Annotated in this window: 14 protein-coding genes; 12 read left to right on the top strand and 2 right to left on the bottom strand. The window is 62.4% G+C overall.

The window, feature by feature from the left end; all coding sequences use genetic code 11:
* Positions 1-88 precede the first annotated feature (88 nt).
* The 7 genes from ACXX81_RS02510 to ACXX81_RS02540 all read left to right on the top strand — a co-directional run bounded on the left by ACXX81_RS02510 (position 89) and on the right by ACXX81_RS02540 (position 10,068).
* Positions 89-544, top strand: coding sequence for a flavodoxin (locus tag ACXX81_RS02510; protein WP_209984709.1), 456 nt, complete (start codon positions 89-91; stop codon positions 542-544).
* Between the two features lie 179 nt (positions 545-723).
* Entirely contained in the window at positions 724-1,506 is a 783-nt protein-coding gene (locus ACXX81_RS02515) for a class II aldolase/adducin family protein (RefSeq protein ID WP_209984706.1), read from the top strand.
* Positions 1,506-2,414 carry an alpha/beta fold hydrolase gene (locus ACXX81_RS02520; protein WP_209984703.1) on the top strand — a complete coding sequence of 303 codons (909 nt, stop codon included), beginning with the start codon at positions 1,506-1,508 and terminating at the stop codon, positions 2,412-2,414. Before ACXX81_RS02515 ends, ACXX81_RS02520 begins: the two co-directional genes overlap by 1 nt.
* A gap of 443 nt (positions 2,415-2,857) precedes the next feature.
* Positions 2,858-3,769: an SDR family oxidoreductase gene (locus ACXX81_RS02525; RefSeq protein ID WP_209984701.1), complete on the top strand. Its 912-nt coding sequence runs from the start codon at positions 2,858-2,860 to the stop codon at positions 3,767-3,769.
* A 441-nt stretch (positions 3,770-4,210) separates the two neighbouring features.
* A complete protein-coding gene (locus ACXX81_RS02530; protein ID WP_209984698.1) occupies positions 4,211-6,001 on the top strand; it encodes a DUF1302 domain-containing protein in 1,791 nt (596 codons plus the stop codon).
* A 26-nt stretch (positions 6,002-6,027) separates the two neighbouring features.
* The gene (locus tag ACXX81_RS02535; RefSeq protein ID WP_458571153.1) at positions 6,028-7,386 is read left to right on the top strand and encodes a DUF1329 domain-containing protein; all 1,359 of its coding nucleotides are present in this window, start codon (positions 6,028-6,030) and stop codon (positions 7,384-7,386) included.
* A gap of 180 nt (positions 7,387-7,566) precedes the next feature.
* Positions 7,567-10,068 (top strand): LuxR C-terminal-related transcriptional regulator, encoded by a 2,502-nt coding sequence (locus ACXX81_RS02540; RefSeq protein WP_458571154.1) that lies wholly within the window; start codon positions 7,567-7,569, stop codon positions 10,066-10,068.
* Here the strand turns inward: ACXX81_RS02540 and ACXX81_RS02545 are convergent.
* Positions 10,065-10,937 carry a helix-turn-helix transcriptional regulator gene (locus ACXX81_RS02545; RefSeq protein ID WP_231423442.1) on the bottom strand — a complete coding sequence of 291 codons (873 nt, stop codon included), beginning with the start codon at positions 10,935-10,937 and terminating at the stop codon, positions 10,065-10,067. The genes ACXX81_RS02540 and ACXX81_RS02545 overlap by 4 nt on opposite strands.
* Before the next feature lie 139 nt (positions 10,938-11,076).
* Here ACXX81_RS02545 and ACXX81_RS02550 point away from each other — a divergent pair, with 139 nt between their 5' ends.
* The gene (locus tag ACXX81_RS02550) at positions 11,077-11,982 is read left to right on the top strand and encodes a DMT family transporter (protein WP_458571155.1); all 906 of its coding nucleotides are present in this window, start codon (positions 11,077-11,079) and stop codon (positions 11,980-11,982) included.
* Positions 11,983-12,320: 338 nt separating this feature from the next.
* Here ACXX81_RS02550 and norR read toward each other — a convergent pair whose 3' ends face one another.
* Entirely contained in the window at positions 12,321-13,841 is a 1,521-nt protein-coding gene (gene norR / locus ACXX81_RS02555) for a nitric oxide reductase transcriptional regulator NorR (protein ID WP_458571156.1), read from the bottom strand.
* 147 nt (positions 13,842-13,988) lie between these two features.
* Here norR and hmpA point away from each other — a divergent pair, with 147 nt between their 5' ends.
* From hmpA to cyoB, 4 genes are all read left to right on the top strand, one after another.
* Positions 13,989-15,170, top strand: coding sequence for an NO-inducible flavohemoprotein (gene hmpA, locus ACXX81_RS02560; protein ID WP_322214479.1), 1,182 nt, complete (start codon positions 13,989-13,991; stop codon positions 15,168-15,170).
* Between the two features lie 211 nt (positions 15,171-15,381).
* Positions 15,382-15,888: a disulfide bond formation protein B gene (locus ACXX81_RS02565; protein WP_209984679.1), complete on the top strand. Its 507-nt coding sequence runs from the start codon at positions 15,382-15,384 to the stop codon at positions 15,886-15,888.
* A 791-nt stretch (positions 15,889-16,679) separates the two neighbouring features.
* Entirely contained in the window at positions 16,680-17,621 is a 942-nt protein-coding gene (gene cyoA / locus ACXX81_RS02570) for a ubiquinol oxidase subunit II (protein WP_209984676.1), read from the top strand.
* A 3-nt stretch (positions 17,622-17,624) separates the two neighbouring features.
* Positions 17,625-19,643: a cytochrome o ubiquinol oxidase subunit I gene (cyoB, locus tag ACXX81_RS02575; protein ID WP_057007311.1), complete on the top strand. Its 2,019-nt coding sequence runs from the start codon at positions 17,625-17,627 to the stop codon at positions 19,641-19,643.
* Position 19,644: the final 1 nt, after the last annotated feature.

The following is a 19,644-nucleotide window of genomic DNA, read 5'->3' on the forward strand; positions in this document are numbered from 1 at the left end:
CACCGGCAGGATGTTGCACGGGGCGCACCGAACTATATGCCTCAACTGTTAATATCCCAGGCTTTCACTCAACCACAGGATCAGATTGATGAAAGTCGCCATCCTTTCCGGCTCAGTGTACGGCACGGCTGAAGAAGTCGCCCGCCACGCCGTCGGCATCCTCAATGCGGCCGGCTTCGAAGCCTGGCACAACCCTCGCGCCACCCTGGCAGAGGTGCAGGCATTTGCGCCCGAGGCTTTGCTGGCCGTGACTTCCACCACCGGCATGGGCGAATTGCCCGACAATCTGCAGCCCTTGTATTCGAGCATCCGTGACCAACTGCCCGCCGCCTGGCGCGGACTCCCGGGCGCCGTGATCGGCCTGGGCGACGCCAGCTATGGCGACACCTTCTGCGGTGGTGGCGAGCAGATGCGTGAACTCTTCGCAGAGCTTGGCGTGCGCGAAGTCCTGCCGATGCTGCGCCTGGACGCCAGCGAAAGCGTCACCCCGGAAGCCGACGCCGAGCCCTGGCTGAGCGAGCTGATAACGGCCCTGCGCGGCTGATTGCGGCTTTTCTGGCGGCGCTTCTCTGACGCCGCCGACCCCTGATCTGGACTATTCTTACAACTGACTCGCACGGTCATCAAGCTGGCTGCGAAGGCAACTCATCGCGCCAGGGTGTCTGACTAGACTGGCCCATCACTCAAAAAAATAATAAGAAATGCGCCAAGGAGGTCATCGCCGTGAGCCTATCCCCCGTTCTATCGCCACCGAATGTCAAAGACCAGGTCAGCGCCGCCGAATGGCAAGCGCGTGTCGATCTGGCGGCCTGCTATCGCCTGGTGGCGATGCACGGTTGGGACGATCTGATCTTCACCCATATCTCGGCCAAGGTGCCGGGCACCGAAGACTTCCTGATCAACCCCTATGGGCTGATGTTCCACGAGATCACCGCGTCGAGTCTGGTCAAGGTCGATCAGGCCGGCAATAAACTGATGGACAGCCCCTACGAGATCAACCCTGCGGGCTACACCATTCACAGCGCCATTCATGAAGTGCGGCATGACGTGGTGTGCGTACTGCATACCCACACCGCCGCCGGCGTGGCGGTGGCGGCGCAGAGGCAGGGGGTACTGCCGATCAGCCAGCAATCGTTGTTCGTGCTGGCGAGCCTGGCCTACCACGCCTACGAAGGCGTGGCGCTGAACCACGAGGAGAAGGTCCGCCTGCAGGCCGATCTGGGCGACAACGGTTTTCTGATGCTGCACAACCATGGCCTGCTGACCTGCGGCAGCACCATTGCCGATACATTCCTGATGATGTTCATCTTTCAGCGGGCCTGTGATATTCAGGTACTGGCGCAAACCGGCGGCGCAGAGTTAATCGCCATCGAACCGCAGATTCTCGCCGGCGCGAAGGCCATGGCCGCCGCCGTCACCCGCAGTGCTCAGGGCCTGGGCGGCGCGCTGGCCTGGCCTGCGCTGCTGCGCAAACTCGAGCTGCAAGACCCGGGGTATAAAACCTGATGCCACTCGCCGAGATCCCGTTGCGTGCCTGGCGCAAGCGCAGCCGCAGTTTTGACTTTCGCGGCCATACCATTCGTTACTGGGTGGCCGGCCAGGGTGAGCCGCTGCTGCTGATCCATGGCTTCCCCACCGCCAGTTGGGACTGGCACTACCTGTGGCAGCCCCTGGCCCAGCGCAACCTGGTGATCGCCTGCGACATGCTCGGCTTTGGCGATTCGGCCAAGCCGCTGGATCATGGCTATTGCCTGCTGGAGCAGGCCGATCTGCAACAGGCGCTGCTCCAGCACCTGGGGGTCGAGCAGCCCGTGCATGTGCTGGCCCATGACTACGGCGACAGTGTCGCCCAGGAACTGCTGGCACGGCATTACGAAGGCCGCTTCCAGATGGCCAGTTGCGTGTTCCTCAACGGCGGGTTGTTTCCCGAAACCCATCACCCGGCGCTGCTGCAAAAGCTTTTGCTCAGCCCGCTGGGGTGGATGATCAGCCGCGCCTTTGGGCGCAACGCCCTGTCCAACAGCTTCAGCCAGATCTTCGGCCCCCAGACCCGCCCCAGCGAAAGCGCTCTGGACGATTTCTGGAGCCTGATCAGCGCCAACGACGGCACGCGCATCCTGCACAAACTCATCGCCTACGTGCCCCAGCGCCGTACCCTGCGCGATCGCTGGGTGGCGGCCATGCAAGTGGGCGATGTGCCGTTGCGCGTGATCGATGGCGAGGTCGACCCGATCTCCGGCGCACACATGGTGGAGCGATACCATCAACTGGTGCCCCACGCCGATACCGTGCTGCTGACCAATATCGGCCACTACCCGCAGATCGAAGCGCCGGTGCAGGTGCTCAAACACTACCTGACGTTTCGCGCGCACATCGCACGCGTCACCGTGTGGGAGGGGGCTTGCTCGCGATGAAGCCTTGGGTAAGCCTATTTCAGCCAACCAATATCCCTGTGGCGAGCGCGCTCGCCATAGCCACAACAACCGGGCTTGCCCTAATGCCGTTCAGTTAAGGAAATTTTGATTGTTCCCACGCGTGGGAACGATCAAGAGGGCTCTTGTGGGCTTATTGTGGCGAGCGGGCTTGCCCCGCGTTGGGGTGCGAAGCGCCCCCAATCAAGCAAAACGCGGTGTACGTGATACGGCTCAGCGTCTGGTTTTGGGGCTGCTGCGCAGCCCAACGCAGGACAAGCCTGCTCGCCACAGGGAATCTGCGCTTAACTGAACGGCATTAGGGCTTGCCCCGCAATCATCCCGCTGCCTTATCGCGCACCATTCAGCCGCGGCCGTGTTCATTGTGACCGCACGCCCGGTGCCGGACACTCGAGCCATTGTCATTGTCGCCTGTGGAGTTCGGTATGAGTGAGTCAGTGCAGTTCCAGGATAAGGTCGTGATCGTCACCGGTGCCGGCGGCGGGTTGGGCCGCGCCCATGCGCTGCTGTTTGCCAGGCACGGGGCCAGGGTACTGGTCAACGATCTCGGCGGCTCCGCCCAGGGCGAAGGCGCCAACGCCTCGGCGGCCGATCGGGTGGTTGCCGAAATCCGCGAAGCCGGTGGCATTGCCGAGGCCAACCATGACTCGGTCACCGACGGTGACAGGATTGTGCAGAACGCCATGGACGCATTCGGTCGCATCGACGTGGTGGTCAACAACGCCGGCATCCTGCGCGACAAAACCTTCCACAAGATGGAGGACAGCGATTGGGACCTGGTTTACCGGGTGCATGTCGAAGGCGCCTACAAAGTCACCCGCGCCGCCTGGCCGCACCTGCGTGAGCAAGCGTACGGACGGGTGATCTTCACCGCGTCCACCTCAGGCATCTACGGCAACTTCGGCCAGTCCAACTACGGCATGGCCAAGCTCGGGCTGTATGGCCTGACCCGCACCCTGGCGCTGGAAGGGCGCAAGCACAACATTTTGGTCAACGCCATTGCCCCCACCGGCGGCACGCGCATGACCGAAGGCCTGATCCCGCCGCAGGTGTTCGAGCGCCTCAAGCCGGAGTTGGTCAGCCCGCTGGTGGTGTACCTGGGCAGCGAGGCCTGCCAGGACACCTCGGGCCTGTTTGAAGTCGGCGGTGGCTGGATCGGCAAGACCCGCTGGGAGCGCAGCCTGGGGGTGGGTTTTGATCCGCAGGCCGGCTTCTCGCCCGAGGATGTGGCGGCGCACTGGGCACAGATCTGCGACTTCGAAGGAGCCGCCCATCCGCAGGACAACATCGAGGCGCTGAAGGAGATGATGGCCAATTTGCAGAAGTACAGCCTCTGATCGTTGCGTGATCGTCTTTTAATCCCCAGGCAAAAAAAAGCCGCTGCAAATGCAGCGGCTGAAGTAAGACGTTGTACCAAGGAGCGGCAGATAAACGTCAATGAACACCGATAACCGATTGAATAAAAACATCAATCAAGTTGAATCCGGCTTTGCACCCTGGGGTGGGAGCGAGCGCAGTGCTCTTAAAGCCGGGTCAGAATAGTCGTTTGTTACAGAATGAGTAATACCTCATTGGGACAAGGACTATTACAAAATTGGTAACGATCCATCCATCCCTTTGATAAGACTCCATCCATCCGCTGCATGCCCGCGCCCGAAGCCCGGCCAGCGTGGCCGTTAATCCTTTCGAACGACAACACGAATACCTCCTTGGTGCGCTTATCGCTCCCCACGGGCGGCAGTAGGGTGAAGCCTTCTGTTACTCACCGGGGAAGACGCATGACAAAAACAACAATGCGCGCCATCTTCATGCCGCAGGCGCTGGCCGCTGCGGTTGCCTTGGGTTGCTGCGCCCAGGCGCAGGCTGTTTCGTTCAACATCGGCGAGATCGAAGGGCAATTCGATTCGTCGCTGTCGGTGGGCGCCAGTTGGGGCATGCGTGATGCCGACCGCAAGCTGGTGGGCACCGTCAACGGTGGCAGTGGCCAGGCTTCCACGGGCGATGACGGGCGGCTCAACTTCAAGAAAGGCGAGACCTTCTCGAAAATCTTCAAAGGCCTGCACGACCTCGAGTTGAAATACGGTGATACCGGCGTGTTCGTGCGTGGCAAATACTGGTACGACTTCGAACTCAAGGACGAAGACCGCGAGTTCAAGCCCATCAGCGATCACAACCGCAAAGAGGGCGCCAAATCCAGTGGCGCGCAGATCCTCGATGCCTTCGTGTATCACAACTATTCCCTGGGCGACCTGCCGGGCACCGTGCGCGCCGGCAAGCAAGTGGTCAGCTGGGGCGAAAGCACGTTTATCGGCAACTCCATCAACAGCATCAACCCGGTTGACGTCTCCGCGTTCCGCCGCCCGGGCGCCGAGATCAAGGAAGGCCTGATCCCGGTGAACATGCTGTTCGCCTCCCAAAGCCTCACCAGTCAGCTCACCGTCGAAGGCTTCTACCAACTGGAATGGGACCAGACGGTGCTGGACAACTGCGGCACCTTCTTTGGCGGCGATGTGGCGGCGGACGGTTGCACCAATAACTACACGGTCGGCAGCCCGGCGATCCGGCCCCTGCAACCGGTGGCCGCCGCATTCGGCCAGGGTTTCGGCGTGACCAATGAAGGCGTGATCGTACGGCGTGCCGGCGACCGCGATGCGCGCGACTCCGGCCAGTTCGGCGCGGCCCTGCGCTGGCTCGGCGACGACACCGAGTACGGCCTGTACTTCATGAACTACCACAGCCGCACGCCGACCGTGGGCACCCTTACCAACAACACCAGCCTTGCGACCCTCGGCGCCATTGCAGGTGCCGCCAACCGCCTGGCGCCCGGCTCCGGTGCGGGCCTGGTGCAAAGTCTGATGCTCGGCCGCGGCCAGTATTACCTCGACTATCCCGAGGATATCCGCCTGTTCGGCGCCAGCTTCTCCACCACCTTGCCCACCGGCACGGCGTGGACCGGGGAAATCAGCTACCGCCCCAACGCCCCGGTGCAACTCAACACCACCGACCTGACCCTGGCGCTGATCAACCCGATTGCCGGTAACACCGCCTCGCCCATCCGCAGCTCGTTCGGCGCCGATAACGTGGGTTACCGGCGCAAGGAAATCACCCAGATCCAGAGCACCATGACCCAGTTTTTCGACCAGGTGCTGGGCGCCGAGCGCTTGACCCTGGTGGGCGAGGCGGCTGTGGTGCACGTTGCCGGCCTGGAAGACAAAGCCAAGCTGCGTTACGGCCGCGACTCGGTGTACGGCGCTTACGGGTTTCAGGGTGACACCGATGGCTTCGTCACCTCCACCTCCTGGGGCTACCGCGCGCGGGCGATCCTGGACTACAACAACGCGATTGCCGGGGTGAACCTCAAGCCCAACCTGTCCTGGTCCCATGACGTCGCCGGCTACGGCCCCAACGGCATCTTCAACAAGGGCGCCAAGGCCATCAGCGTCGGCGTGGATGCCGACTACCGCAGCACCTACACCGCCAGCCTCAGCTACACCGACTTTTTTGGCGGCGACTACAACACCCTGACCGACCGCGACTTCCTCGCCCTCAGCTTCGGCGTGAACTTCTGATTTGGCTTAAAGAAGGACAAGAACTTATGCGTAAGACAATTGCAGCGTTGGCCCTGAGTCTGCTGGCCGCTCACGTGATGGCGGCGGTCTCGCCGCAAGAGGCCGCCAAATTGGGCACCACCCTCACGCCGGTCGGTGCCGAAAAGGCCGGCAATGCTGACGGCTCGATCCCGGCCTGGACCGGCGGCATCCCGAAAAACGCCGGCGCGGTGGACAGCAAAGGCTTTCTGGCCGATCCGTTTGCCAGTGAAAAACCACTGTTCGTGATCACCGCCGCCACCGTCGATAAGTACCAGAGCAAACTCTCCGACGGCCAGGTGGCGATGTTCAAGCGTTACCCCGAGACCTACAAGATCCCGGTGTACCCCAGCCACCGTACGGTAAACCTGCCGCCGGACATCTACGAGTCGATCAAGCGCAGCGCGTTGAACGTCAAGGCGATCAACGACGGCAACGGCCTGGAGAACTTCACCGGCAACCGCTATTACGCGTTCCCGATTCCCAAGACTGGCGTCGAGGTGCAGTGGAACCACATCACCCGTTACCACGGCGGCAACCTGCGCCGCATCATCACCCAGGCCACGCCGCAGACCAACGGCAGCTACACGCCGATCCGTTTCGAAGAAGAAGTGGCAGTGCCCCAGGCCATCCCCGACATGGACCCGGCCAAGGCGGCCAACGTGCTGAGCTTTTTCAAGCAATCGGTGACGGCCCCGGCGCGGCTGGCGGGCAACGTGCTGCTGGTGCACGAAACCCTCGATCAGGTGAAGGAGCCGCGCCTGGCCTGGATCTACAACGCCGGCCAGCGCCGTGTGCGGCGTGCACCGCAAGTGTCATATGACGGGCCGGGCACCGCTTCCGACGGCCTGCGCACCACCGACAACTTCGACATGTTCTCCGGCGCGCCCGACCGCTACGACTGGAAGCTGGTGGGCAAGAAAGAGCTGTACATCCCCTACAACAGCTACAAGCTCGATTCGCCGAACCTCAAGTACGACGACATCATCAAGGCCGGCCACATCAACCAGGACCTCACCCGCTACGAGCTGCACCGCGTGTGGGAAGTGGTCGGTACGGTCAAGCCCAGCGAGCGGCATATCTACGCCAAGCGCCACATGTACATCGACGAAGACAGCTGGCAGGTGGCGCTGGTGGATCACTACGACGGTCGCGGCCAACTGTGGCGCGTCGCCGAAGGTCATGCGCAGTTCTATTACGACCACCAGGTGCCGGCCTACACGGTCGAAACCCTGTATGACCTCATCGCCGGGCGCTACATCGCCCTGGGCATGAAGAACGAGGAGAAACGCAGCTTCGTGTTCGGCTTCGCCGCCAAGGCCGCCGACTACACCCCCGCAGCATTGCGCTCCGAAGGCGTGCGCTGAAGGTGAGGTGAAATGCAATCACTGTGGGAGGGGGCTTGCTCCCTTCCACAGTAGAGTGTGTACACCCTGGCTTTTATGCATGGCCGTCAATCACCCCGCTGAATACTTCTTCAACAACCACCAACCCCAGGACTAGGGTACGCGTCAGGCTTCATCACAATAAAAACGCAGGATGCAGCAATGACCGCCATGACTCGTTGCCTGGACCGTCCCGGATTCATGCCACGGCTGTCCGCTCACCATCTGCTGCGGCCGCGGCTGGCCCAGCCCTTGCTCGCGGCGCAGGCACGGGTGAGGTTGCTGTGTGCGCCGGGCGGCAGTGGCAAGAGTGCGTTGTTCGCCGAGTGCGCCTTGCAGGCGCCGGCGGGGTGCCCGGTGTACTGGCTGGCGCTCAATGGGGTGGCCTTGAGCCCCGAGGGTCTTTGCCGCCGAGTAGCGCAGAGCCTGGGCCTGCCCTTCACCGATGAAGCCGCGCTGTTGCTCGACCTGAGTACCTGGTCAACGCCGGCCTGGCTGTTTCTCGATGACTTCTGCCGTTTTCCCGACCCCGAACTGGATGCCTTGCTCGACCGCCTGCTCACCCTCGGCAGCCCGGCGCTGAGCTGGTGGCTCGGCACGCGGCGGCGCCCGGCGTGCAACTGGCCAAGGCTGTTGCTCGATGATGAACTGTGGGAGTGCAGCGCCGGCGAGCTGGCGTTCAGCGCTGGGGAAGTCCAGGCTTTGCTGGGCCCCGGCCAGAGCCTCGACAGCGTCATGCACTTCAGTGCCGGCTGGTGCGCCGGCGTGCGTATCGCCTTGCTGGGCGACGGCCCTCCCGACAAGACCTTGCGCGACTATTTGCAGCACGAGCTGTTCAGCACCTGGTCCGCCGAGTGGGTCGAGGCCTGGCAGGTGCTGGCCCATCTGCCGAGGTTCAATGCGAGCCTGTGTGAACACCTGTTCGGCGCGGGCGACGGCGCCCGCTACCTGCGCGATCTGCAGGCGCTCGGTGCCTTTGTCCAGCCGTGGGAACACAGCGCCGACTGGCTGTGCATATTCGCGCCACTGGCCCACGTGGTGCGCGACGAACCGTGGCCGGCCCGGCGTTCCTGGCATCGGCGCGCCTGCCAATGGTTTACCACCGAGGGCGACTGGCAGGCCGCGTTCGAACAGGCATTGCTGGCCGAAGCGTTCGAAGTGGCGGTAAGCCTGTTGCAGCATTTCAGTTTCGAAGACCTGTTTCGCCAGCAGAACGCCGTGTTGGTGTTACGTCTGCACGAACAGCACGGTGATGAACTGCTGCTGTGTTCTGCGCAGTTGGTGGGGCTGGTGACGGCGGCGCTGCTGTTCGCCGGGCGCTTCGATCAGGCCGCGCAGTGCATCGATCAATTGGCGCGCTTTACGCCGCAATCTGGCGCCGTACAGCAACGTCACTTGCTGGCGCGTTGGCAGGCGCAGTGGGGCTGGCTGTTGCATTTGAACGGCGATGCCGAATGCGCCCGCGCGCATTTTCTTGATGCGCTGCAGGCCTTGCCCGACAGCGCCTGGACCTCGCGCCTGATGTGCCTGTCCGGGCTCACCCAGCAAGCCTTGCTGCGCGGCGAGCTGGACGTCGCCCAAACCCTCAATCGCGAAGCGCTGTGCCTGGCGCGCGCCGAGGGTTCGCTGCTGCTGGAGGCGTTACTTGAGCTGGATCACGCCCAGTTGCTCGAGCAGCGCGGCGCACCGCATCGGGCGCAGAGCTTGTTGGAGCAAGTGCAGGCGATGTTGCTCAAGCAGCAGATCGAGGCCGGCCCGCTGGTGGGGCGGATCGCATTGCGCCGTGGCCACCTTGCCTTGCGCCAGGGTCAGGACGCACTGGCCGCCGAGTGTTTCCAGGCAGGCTTGGCGATGTGCCTGCACAGTCAGGACAAACGCGTGCTCTACGGCTTTCTGGGCCTGGCACTGCTGGCGGCCAACCAGGGCGACTACGCCCAGGCGTTTATCCAGCTGCGCGAGGCCGAGCGGTTGATGCAGCAGCGGCACGTCCCGCAGAGCGTTTACCGCGCGGTGCTGCTGTTGATCAGCGGGCATTTCTGGTTGCAGCAGGGGCGGGCCGACTTGACCGTGGAAGCGGTGCGCCGCGTGCTGCGTCACTTTCATGGGCCGCACGCCAGGCAGGCACCGCCGGCCACGCTGGAATTGATCCCGCGCCTTGAGTACCTGCTGGTGCTGGCAGAAGTGAGGCTCGGGTGCGCCGAGCAACCTCTTTCAAGGCTCAACGCGCTGCTGGAGGTCACCCGGCAACGCGGCATGCTCTGCCTGGAAACCGAGGTGCAATTGGTGCTTGGCGAGGTGGCGTGGCAGTTGGGCGACACCGCGCTGGCGCGGCGTGCGCTGCAAAGTGGCCTGGCCCTGGCGGCGCGTTGCCAGGTGCAGCAAGCGATCCGCGAGCTGCGCCTGCGCTCCCCCGGTGTGCTGAGTGAACTGGGCCTGGAGCCGCACACAGCCGCCATTGGCGCGGCGGACAATCCCTTGAGCCAGCGCGAGCTGGAAGTGCTGCGGTTGATCGCCCTGGGCAATTCCAACCTGCAGATTGCCGACCGTCTGTTCATCTCCCTGCACACGGTCAAGACCCATGCCCGGCGCATCCACAGCAAGCTCGGCGTGGAACGGCGCACCCAGGCGGTGGCCAAGGCCAAGACCCTCGGGCTGATGGTCTAGACGAAGGCCTGACGGTAGTCGCCAGGCGTTGCGCCCGTGGCCTGGCGAAAGCGCTGGTTGAAATGGCTGGCGCTGGAAAACCCGCACATCAGGGCGACCTCGCCCAGCGGCAGGGCGCCGCCGCGCAGCAGGCTGCGCGCACGGGCCAGGCGCCGCGCCAGCAGGTATTGATGGGGCGGCAGGCCGAAGCTCTGGCGAAACATCCGCGCGAAGTGGTATTCCGACAAGGCGCACAAGCCCGCCAACAGCCCGAGGCTGATGGGATCCTGCAGGTGCTGCTCGATGTACTCCACCAACCGCCGCCGTTGGTAGGCCGCCAGCCCGCCTTTCAAGCGCAGGCCATCGCGAGCGCCGACCTGGTTGAGCAGGGTGTGGCTAAGCATTTCATGGGCCAGGCTGCTGGTGAGCAGGCGTTCGGCCGGCTCGTGCCAATTGAGCGCGATCAGTTGATGAAAGCGCCGCGCCTGGCCTGGGTCTTCAAGAAAGGTCGCTTCCTGCAACGCGAGGGCACGCGGTTCGCGGTCCAGCAGGGTGACGCAACCGAGGGCGAATTGTTCCGGGCTGAAATACACATGGGCCAGGCGGATGTCGCCGTTGATCACCCAGGCCGATTGATGCTCGGCCGGCAGCACGCACAACTTGTCCGGGCCGCCCTTGATGCCCGGCTGGTCACGGCGAAACGTACCGGTGCCGCCGCCGATGTAGCAGGACAGCGTGTGATGGCTGGGCCCCTGGTAATCCTGGGCATCGTGGTGGTTGCTCCACAGCGCGGCCGACACGCCGTCACCCAGCTCGGCGCAGGCGTGCAGGCGTGCGTTGGGCGAGCGGTTGAGGGACTGAAAGATGTGCAGCGATTGCAGATCAGGCATGGCGTGTGTTCTCCGATGCCTGGCATCCTACCGCGCGAGGTCCGGGCTGTGATCCCTTCGCCCGACAAAAGCGCAAGAATGTGCAAGAGCGGTCCGTGGCTTGAGGCGGACACTGTGGCTCAACCTTCGGAGCCGCGCCATGAACCTTTCCCTGTATGTCCTTACCGTGCTGATCTGGGGCACCACCTGGATCGCCCTCAAGTGGCAGTTGGGGGTTGTCGCCATTCCCGTGTCGATTGTGTACCGCTTCGGCCTGGCCGCGCTGGTGCTGTTTGCGCTGCTGTTGTTCAGTCGCAGGCTGCAGGTGATGAACCGGCGTGGGCATCTGATCTGCCTGGCCCAGGGCCTGTGCCTATTCTGCGTCAACTTCATGTGTTTTTTGACCGCCACGCAGTGGGTCCCCAGCGGCTTGGTGGCGGTGGTGTTTTCCACGGCTACGCTGTGGAACGCGCTGAACGCGCGGGTGTTCTTCGGCCAGCGCGTGGCGCGCAATGTGTTGATGGGCGGCGGCCTCGGTCTGCTGGGACTGGGCTTTCTGTTCTGGCCGGAACTGGCCGGGCACACCGCCAGCCCGCAGACGTTGCTGGGGCTGGGCCTGGCGCTGCTGGGAACGCTGTGTTTTTCGGCGGGCAATATGCTTTCGAGCCTGCAACAGAAGGCCGGGCTCAGACCGTTGACCACCAATGCCTGGGGCATGGCCTACGGCGCCTTGATGCTGGCGACTTGGTGCGGGGTGCGCGGCATTCCCTTCGAGATGGACTGGAGCGCGCGGTACATCGGCGCCTTGGGGTACCTGGTGATTCCGGGGTCAGTGATCGGGTTTACGGCCTATCTCACGCTGGTGGGGCGCATGGGGCCCGAGCGTGCGGCGTATTGCACCGTGCTGTTCCCAGTGGTGGCGCTGAACGTGTCGGCGTTTGCCGAAGGCTATCAGTGGACGCCGCCGGCATTGGCCGGGTTGGTGCTGGTGATGCTGGGCAATGTGCTGGTGTTCCGAAAGCCTAAAGTTATGAGCCCGACCTTCCAGACAAAACCAATCCAGTGAGGCTCCGCCAACGCGTCGATTCTGCTGCCGCCCTGTGGCAAGCCCTAATGCCGTTCAGTTAAGGAAAATGTGTGGGCTTATTGTGGCGAGCGGGCTTGCCCCGCGTTGGGGTGCGAAGCGCCCCCAATCGAGCAAAACGCGGTGTACCTGATACGGCTCAGCGCCTGGCTTTGGGGCTGCTGCGCAGCCCAACGCAGGACAAGCCTGCTCGCCACAGGGAATCTGCGCTTAGGGCAAGCCCGCTCTCCACAAGAAGCCCGCTCGTCACAACAGGCCCGCTTGCCACAACCAAGCCGCTCGCCACAACACGCCGGTACCCGCAGGGATGTGGTTGCCTGCTACTTCAGGCCCAGGCGTCTGGCCAGGCGGCCCAGGTTGGCGCGGTCCAGGCCCAGCTCGCGGGCGGCGCCGGCCCAGTTGTGCTGGTGGCGTTCCAGGCAGGCGCCGATCACCTGGCGCTGGTAGTGCTCGGTGGCCTGGCGCAGGTCACCGGTGACGGGGGCCGGCGCGGCTTGCGCTTCAATGACCGGGGCGTTGACCTCCGGCAGATCCAGGTCCCTGGCGCTCAGGCTGAGTATCTTCGGACGCTCGCGGCAGTTGCCCAGCGCCTTGAGCGCGCTGCGCCCGATCGCGTGCTCCAGCTCGCGCACATTGCCCGGCCAGTGCCAGGCCAGCAGCGCGGCCTGGGCATCGCCGCCAAGGCGCAGGCTGCCCAGGCCCATGCGTGAGCGGTTCTGTTCAAGGAAATAACCGGCCAGCAGCAACACATCGCGTCCGCGTTCACGCAGCGCCGGCACATGCAGCGGGTACACGCTGAGGCGATGGTAGAAATCGGCGCGGTAGCGGCCGCTGCGCACTTCTTCGGCGAGGTCGCGGTTGGTGGCGGCGATCAGGCGCACGTCCACCCGGTGTTCGCGGTCCGAGCCCAGGCGCTGCAGCTGGCCGCTTTGCAGCACACGCAGCAGCTTGGCCTGCACGCTCAGCGACAGTTCGCCGACCTCATCGAGAAACAGGGTACCGCCATTGGCCAGCTCAAATTTGCCTCGGCGTTCATTCAGTGCGCCGGTAAAGGCGCCGCGCACGTGGCCGAACAGCTCGCTTTCCACCAGCGTTTCCGGCAGGGCGGCGCAGTTGAGGCTGATCAGCGGTTTGTCGGCCCGCGTCGAGGCGCCATGGATCGCCTGGGCCACCAGCTCCTTGCCCACCCCGGTTTCGCCGGTGATCAGCACCGTCAGGTCGCTGCCGCCGACCAGGTTGATCTCTTCCACCAGGCGCTTGTGGGTTTTGCTCTGGCCGATCATTTCCTTGTGGGGCTGGCCGCCGGCCTGGCGGTAGATCTCGGCGCGCAGGGCCAGGCGTTCAATGCGTTCGGCGACATTGACGGTGGCGGCGGCGAGGCTGGCGAAGGCTTGCAGGGCGTCCAGCTCAACGCGTTCGAAACGTTCGGTGTCCAGCGCATCCAGGGTCAGCAGGCCCCAGGGCCGGTCATCGACGAACAGCGGGCAGCCCATACAATCGTGCACTTCCAGTTGCCCGTGCACGCCGGCGACCAGGCCGTCATAGGGGTCGGGTAACGCACTGTCGCTGTCGAAGCGGGTGGGGCCGGGGCTGCTCAGCAGCACGGCGAAGCGCGGGTGCTCGCTGACCTTGAAGCGTCGCCCCAGGGTGTCGGCGCTCAGGCCATCCACCGCCAGCGGCACCAGCCACTCGCCGTCCAGGCGCAACAGCGCGGCGGCGTCGCACGGCAGCAGGGCGCGCATGGCGTGCAGCAGGCGGCGGTAACGCTCGCCTTCGGGCAGGTCGCGGGAAAGGTCGGCGACCAGGGGCAGCAGGGTGGTAAGCAGCGAATGCGCAGTCATAATGACTCCTTGTAGTCGTTGTGACTATAAGGCGTAGCAAGTCATATTGACTAGGTATGTCGTAAGCAATTGAAAATATTGGATTTGTAGATTGGCACGAATACTGACTGCTTCAGGGCACTTCATTAACAGGCCCAGGAGTCTCCCATGCTGACGGCCCAAGACCGTGCCATCATCCAGTCCACCGTGCCGTTGCTGGAACGCGGCGGTGAAGCGCTGATCACCCATTTCTACCGCATGATGCTGTCCGAGTACCCGCAGGTGCGTCCGCTGTTCAACCAGGCCCACCAGGCCAGCGGCGATCAGCCCCGCGCGCTGGCCAATGGCGTGTTGATGTACGCGCGGCATATCGACCGGCTCGACCAGTTGGGCGACCTGGTGGCGAAGATTATCAACAAGCACGTGGCGCTGCAGATCCAGCCGGAGCACTACCCGATTGTCGGCGCCTGCCTGTTGCGTGCGATCTCTGAAGTGCTGGGCAGCGACATCGCCACGCCTGCGGTCATGCAGGCCTGGGGCGCGGCCTACGGCCAGTTGGCGGATATTCTGATCGGCGCGGAAAAAGCCCTTTATGACGAAAAAGCCAAGGCGCCGGGTGGTTGGCGCGGGGCTCGGTCGTTCAAACTGGTGAAGCGGGTGGAGGAGAGCGCCGAGATCATTTCGTTTCATTTTGCTCCGGTGGACAACGGCCCGATTCTCAAGGCCGCGCCGGGCCAATACATCAGCCTGCGGCTGGTGCTCGACGGCGAAGAAGTGCGCCGCAATTACTCCCTGTCGGCACTGAGCGATGGCGGCGAATACCGCATCAGCGTCAAACGCGAAGCCGGGGGACGGGTGTCCAGCTATTTGCATAATCAACTGCAGGTCGGCGCGACGATTGAGCTGTTCCCGCCGTCGGGGGATTTCACGCTGGTGGCCAGCGACAAACCGCTGGTGCTGATCAGTGGCGGGGTGGGCATCACACCGACCCTGGCGATGCTCGAGGCGGCCCTGGCCACCGAGCGCCCGGTGCACTTTATCCACTGCGCGCGCAATGGCGGGGTGCATGCGTTTCGTGAGTGGGTGGATGCACTGGCGGCCAGGCATCCGCAGCTCAAGCGGTTTTACTGCTACGCCGAGGACGATGGGGTGAGTCCGGCGGCGGACAGTATCGGGTTGTTGAGCCAGGCGCAGTTGGCGGCGTGGTTGCCTGAACAGCGCGATGTGGATGCCTATTTCCTGGGGCCCAAGGGCTTCATGACCGCGATCAAACGTCACCTCAAGGCACTGGGCGTGCCGCAGGCGCAAACGCGCTACGAGTTCTTCGGCCCTGCAGCGGCGCTGGAGTAACGCGCGTCAACAGTGTGGGAGGGGGCTTGCTCCGGATGGCGGTGTATCAGTGACAGCCAAGCTGGCTGACCCACTGCCATCGGGAGCAAGCCCCTGCCACCGTTGGATCGGTGTGCTGACTGATTAATCCCCCGTTAACCCCCCTCTGTTTAAACCATGCTCTGTGTGTAAACTTGCGCCCATTGGCACAACCAAACAAAGGGATACGGGGATGAGTGACGAATTGCGTTTAGGCAGGGAGCGGCGCTTTCTGGTGTTGCTGGGCATCATCTGCCTGGCGCTGATCGGCGGTGCGCTGTACATGCAGGTGGTGCTGGGCGAAGCGCCGTGCCCGTTGTGCATCCTGCAACGTTACGCCTTGCTGCTGATCGCGATCTTCGCGTTCATTGGCGCGGCGATGCGCACCAAGGGCGCGGTCACCCTGTTCGAAGGGTTGGTGATCCTCAGTGCACTCGGCGGGGTGGCTGCGGCGGGGCACCATGTGTACACCCAGTTCTTCCCGCAGGTCAGCTGCGGCGTCGACGTGTTGCAGCCGATCGTCGATGACTTGCCGCTGGCCAAGGTATTCCCGCTGGGCTTCCAGGTCGATGGCTTCTGCAGCACACCGTACCCACCGGTGCTGGGCCTGTCGCTCGCGCAATGGGCGCTGGTGGCGTTTGTGCTGACGGTGATCCTGGTGCCGCTGGGCATTTATCGCAATCGCCAGCGCACAGCCTGAACTTTTCGTAAAAAGCCCCGGTCACTCCTGAAGAAGGACCGGGGCTTTTTTGTGCGTCGGCAAATGTGAAAGGGCCGTGACGAACGGCGACAAATGGGGCGCGTGGCGTGCGACATGTTGTCACACGGATGCTGTCGCAGGCGCTTTCCATGCGTCGTTTTTGGCGTGCGGATTTGCACCAATCGGTCAGTTTGTGCTGTCAGTTCATCGTTTGAATCGTACCTTTGACAGGTCGCGGTCGTGGCCGTGAGGTGATGTCCCAATGCCTTGTTTTATGGGGACTTCGACGGCCTCGTCATGCCCTTACAACTTGTAAGGGATGGCCTGGAGGAACGAATAACACGGTATTTTTTGTGGGTTTTATTGAGAATTGACCGCAATAAGATCGCGCATCCCGGCCCTGTCAGTGAAGAATTATTGCTGTAATCGATAAAAATTATTTCTTTATCAGACATGGTTTATACATCGCCAGCTAACTACAATCCCCCGCACTGAGTGTCCGATGCTGTGCAATATTTGAGCATCGCAGGGGTCGAGGGGCGATGGACGGCTCCGTGCGACCCAGGTTCCGGCAGCCTTTCAACTATCCGCACCAAATGGAATTGGTCTGTAACAAGGCCTTTAACCACGAAATCGAATAAGAACGCGCCGCAGGTCAGTGAAACGTACAGTTTTTTTGGTGTGGCGGGCAGGCTCTTATTCAATCGAAGAGAAATGCCAACCCTTGGCAGGGTGAAGTGTTGGCGATCAAAACCCAACTGCATTGCGCAAGCTGCTTTAGAGGTCGTGAGATGAGTAAAAACAGGTACCCCCGATTACTAGGCTTTTTGCCGCTGCTTGGCATGCTGTTAATGCTGGGAGGCTGCAAGTGGACCTTGCTCGACCCAAAAGGACAGGTCGGTCTGGATGAACGAAACCTGATCATCACCGCCACCCTGCTGATGCTGCTGGTCGTGGTCCCTGTGATCATCATGACCTTCGCCTTCGCCTGGAAATACCGCGCGTCCAACACCAACGCGACCTACGCGCCGAAGTGGTCGCACTCCACCAAGATCGAAATCGCGGTGTGGCTGGTCCCGATCCTCATCATCGTTGCCCTGGGTTATGTGACCTACAAGTCCACCCACGCACTGGACCCGTACCGTCCGCTGGAATCGGACGTCAAGCCGATCAACATCGAAGTGGTCGCGCTGGACTGGAAGTGGTTGTTCATCTACCCGGACCTGGGTATCGCCACCGTGAACCAGATCCGTTTCCCGGAGCACACCCCGCTGAACTTCAAGATCACCTCCGACGCCGTGATGAACTCGTTCTTCATCCCAGCCCTGGGCGGTCAGATCTACGCGATGGCAGGTATGCAGACCAAGCTGCACCTGATCGCCAACCAGAAAGCTGAAATGGAAGGCATCTCCGCCAACTATAGCGGCGCTGGCTTCACCGGCATGAAATTCAAAGCGATCTCGACAAGCCAGGAAGACTTCAACGCCTGGGTCGCCGAAGTCAAGGCCGCACCTAAACAGCTTGATCAAGCTGAATACGACGCCCTGACCAAACCAAGCCAGAACAACCCTGTCGCCCTGTACTCCTCGTACGAGCCGAACCTGTTTCAGAAAATCGTCGACAAGTACGAAGGCATGAAACCAGGCAAGCCGGTCAAGCACGAGAAGAAAGAAGTGGCCGCGGCTGAAGGTTCTGACACGGGCTCGAATTCAACTGCTGGGGCAGAGGAGTAAACGATGTTTGGTAAATTAAGTTGGGACGCGGTCCCATTCCACGAGCCGATCGTGATGGTGACCATCGCCATGATCGCGCTGGGTGGTCTGGCACTGTTTGCGGCAATCACCTACTTCAAGAAGTGGACCTACCTGTGGACCGAGTGGTTGACCTCCGTCGACCACAAGAAAATCGGTGTCATGTACGTCATCGTGGCCATGGTCATGCTGCTGCGCGGCTTTGCCGACGCCATCATGATGCGTACCCAGTTGGCCATGGCCACCGAGGGTTCGCCGGGCTACCTGCCGCCTGAACACTATGACCAGATCTTCACCGCCCACGGTGTGATCATGATCATCTTCATGGCGATGCCTTTCTTCACCGGCCTGATGAACCTTGCCTTGCCGCTGCAGATCGGTGCGCGTGACGTTGCCTACCCGTTCCTGAACTCCCTGAGCTTCTGGCTGCTGGTATCGGGCGTGGTGCTGATCAACCTGTCCCTGGGCGTCGGCGAATTCGCCAAGACCGGTTGGGTTGCGTATCCGCCATTGTCGGGCCTGCAATACAGTCCGGGCGTGGGGGTGGATTACTACATTTGGGCACTGCAGTTATCAGGGCTCGGGACGACATTGACGGGGGTCAACTTCCTGGCCACCGTCCTCAAGATGCGCGCCCCTGGCATGAAACTGATGGACATGCCGATCTTCACCTGGACCTGCACCTGGGCAAACGTGCTGATCGTGGCTTCGTTCCCGATCCTGGCCGCTACCATGGCGCTGCTGTCGCTTGACCGTTACCTGGATTTCCACATTTTCACCAATGAACTTGGTGGCAATCCGATGATGTACGTGAACCTGTTCTGGGCATGGGGTCACCCTGAGGTGTACATCCTGATCCTGCCAGCGTTCGGTATCTTCTCCGAAGTGATCTCGACCTTTACCGGCAAACGCCTGTTCGGTCACCACTCGATGGTCTATGCATCGGGCGCGATCTCGGTACTGGGCTTCATGGTCTGGCTGCACCACTTCTTCACCATGGGTTCGGGGGCCAGCGTCAACGCCTTCTTCGGCCTGGCGACGATGCTGATTTCCATCCCGACGGGGGTGAAGCTGTTCAACTGGCTGTTCACCATCTACCACGGTCGTCTGCGCATGACCAGCCAGGTTCTGTGGACCCTGGGCTTCATGGTGACCTTCGCCATTGGCGGCATGACCGGCGTACTGCTGGCCATTCCGGGTGCTGACTTCGTGCTGCACAACAGCCTGTTCGTGATCGCTCACTTCCATAACGTGATCATCGGTGGCGCGGTATTCGGCTACATCGCCGGTTTCAGCTTCTACTTCCCGAAAGCGTTCGGCTTCAAGCTGCACGAAGGTTGGGGCAAGGCTGCGTTCTGGCTGTGGATCTCGGGCTTCTTCGTCGCGTTCATGCCGCTCTATGCACTGGGCTTCATGGGCATGACCCGTCGTCTGAACGCCACCACCAACCCTGAGTGGGTGCCGTACCTGTACGTCGCCATGTTCGGTGCGTTGATGATCGCGGCCGGTATCGCCTGCCAGTTGATCCAGCTGTATGTCAGCGTGCGTGATCGCAAGCAGAACCTGTGCGAGTCCGGCGACCCGTGGAACGGCCACACCCTGGAATGGTCGACCTCGTCGCCACCACCGTTCTACAACTTCGCCGTGATCCCGACTGCGAACACCATTGATGCGTTCACCGAAGCCAAGGAAGACGGTACTGCGTACCAGAAACCTGCGCACTACGAGCCGATCCACATGCCGAACAACACCGCCACTGGCGTGGTGATGGGCGCGCTGTTGACCGTGTTCGGTTTCGCGATGATCTGGCACATCTGGTGGCTGGCAATCGTGGGCCTGGTGGGCACTATCGGTTACTTCATCGTCCACGCTGCACGTGACGATCAAGGCTACATGGTGCCGGTGGAAACCATCGAACGCATCGAAGCCGAGCAGCACGCTCGCCTGGTAGCCGAGAAGAAGATCCCGGCCAACCGTGTTGAAACCCCGTTGGAACAGGTTTAAA

It is taken from the genome of Pseudomonas sp. GNP013, assembly GCF_054343995.1.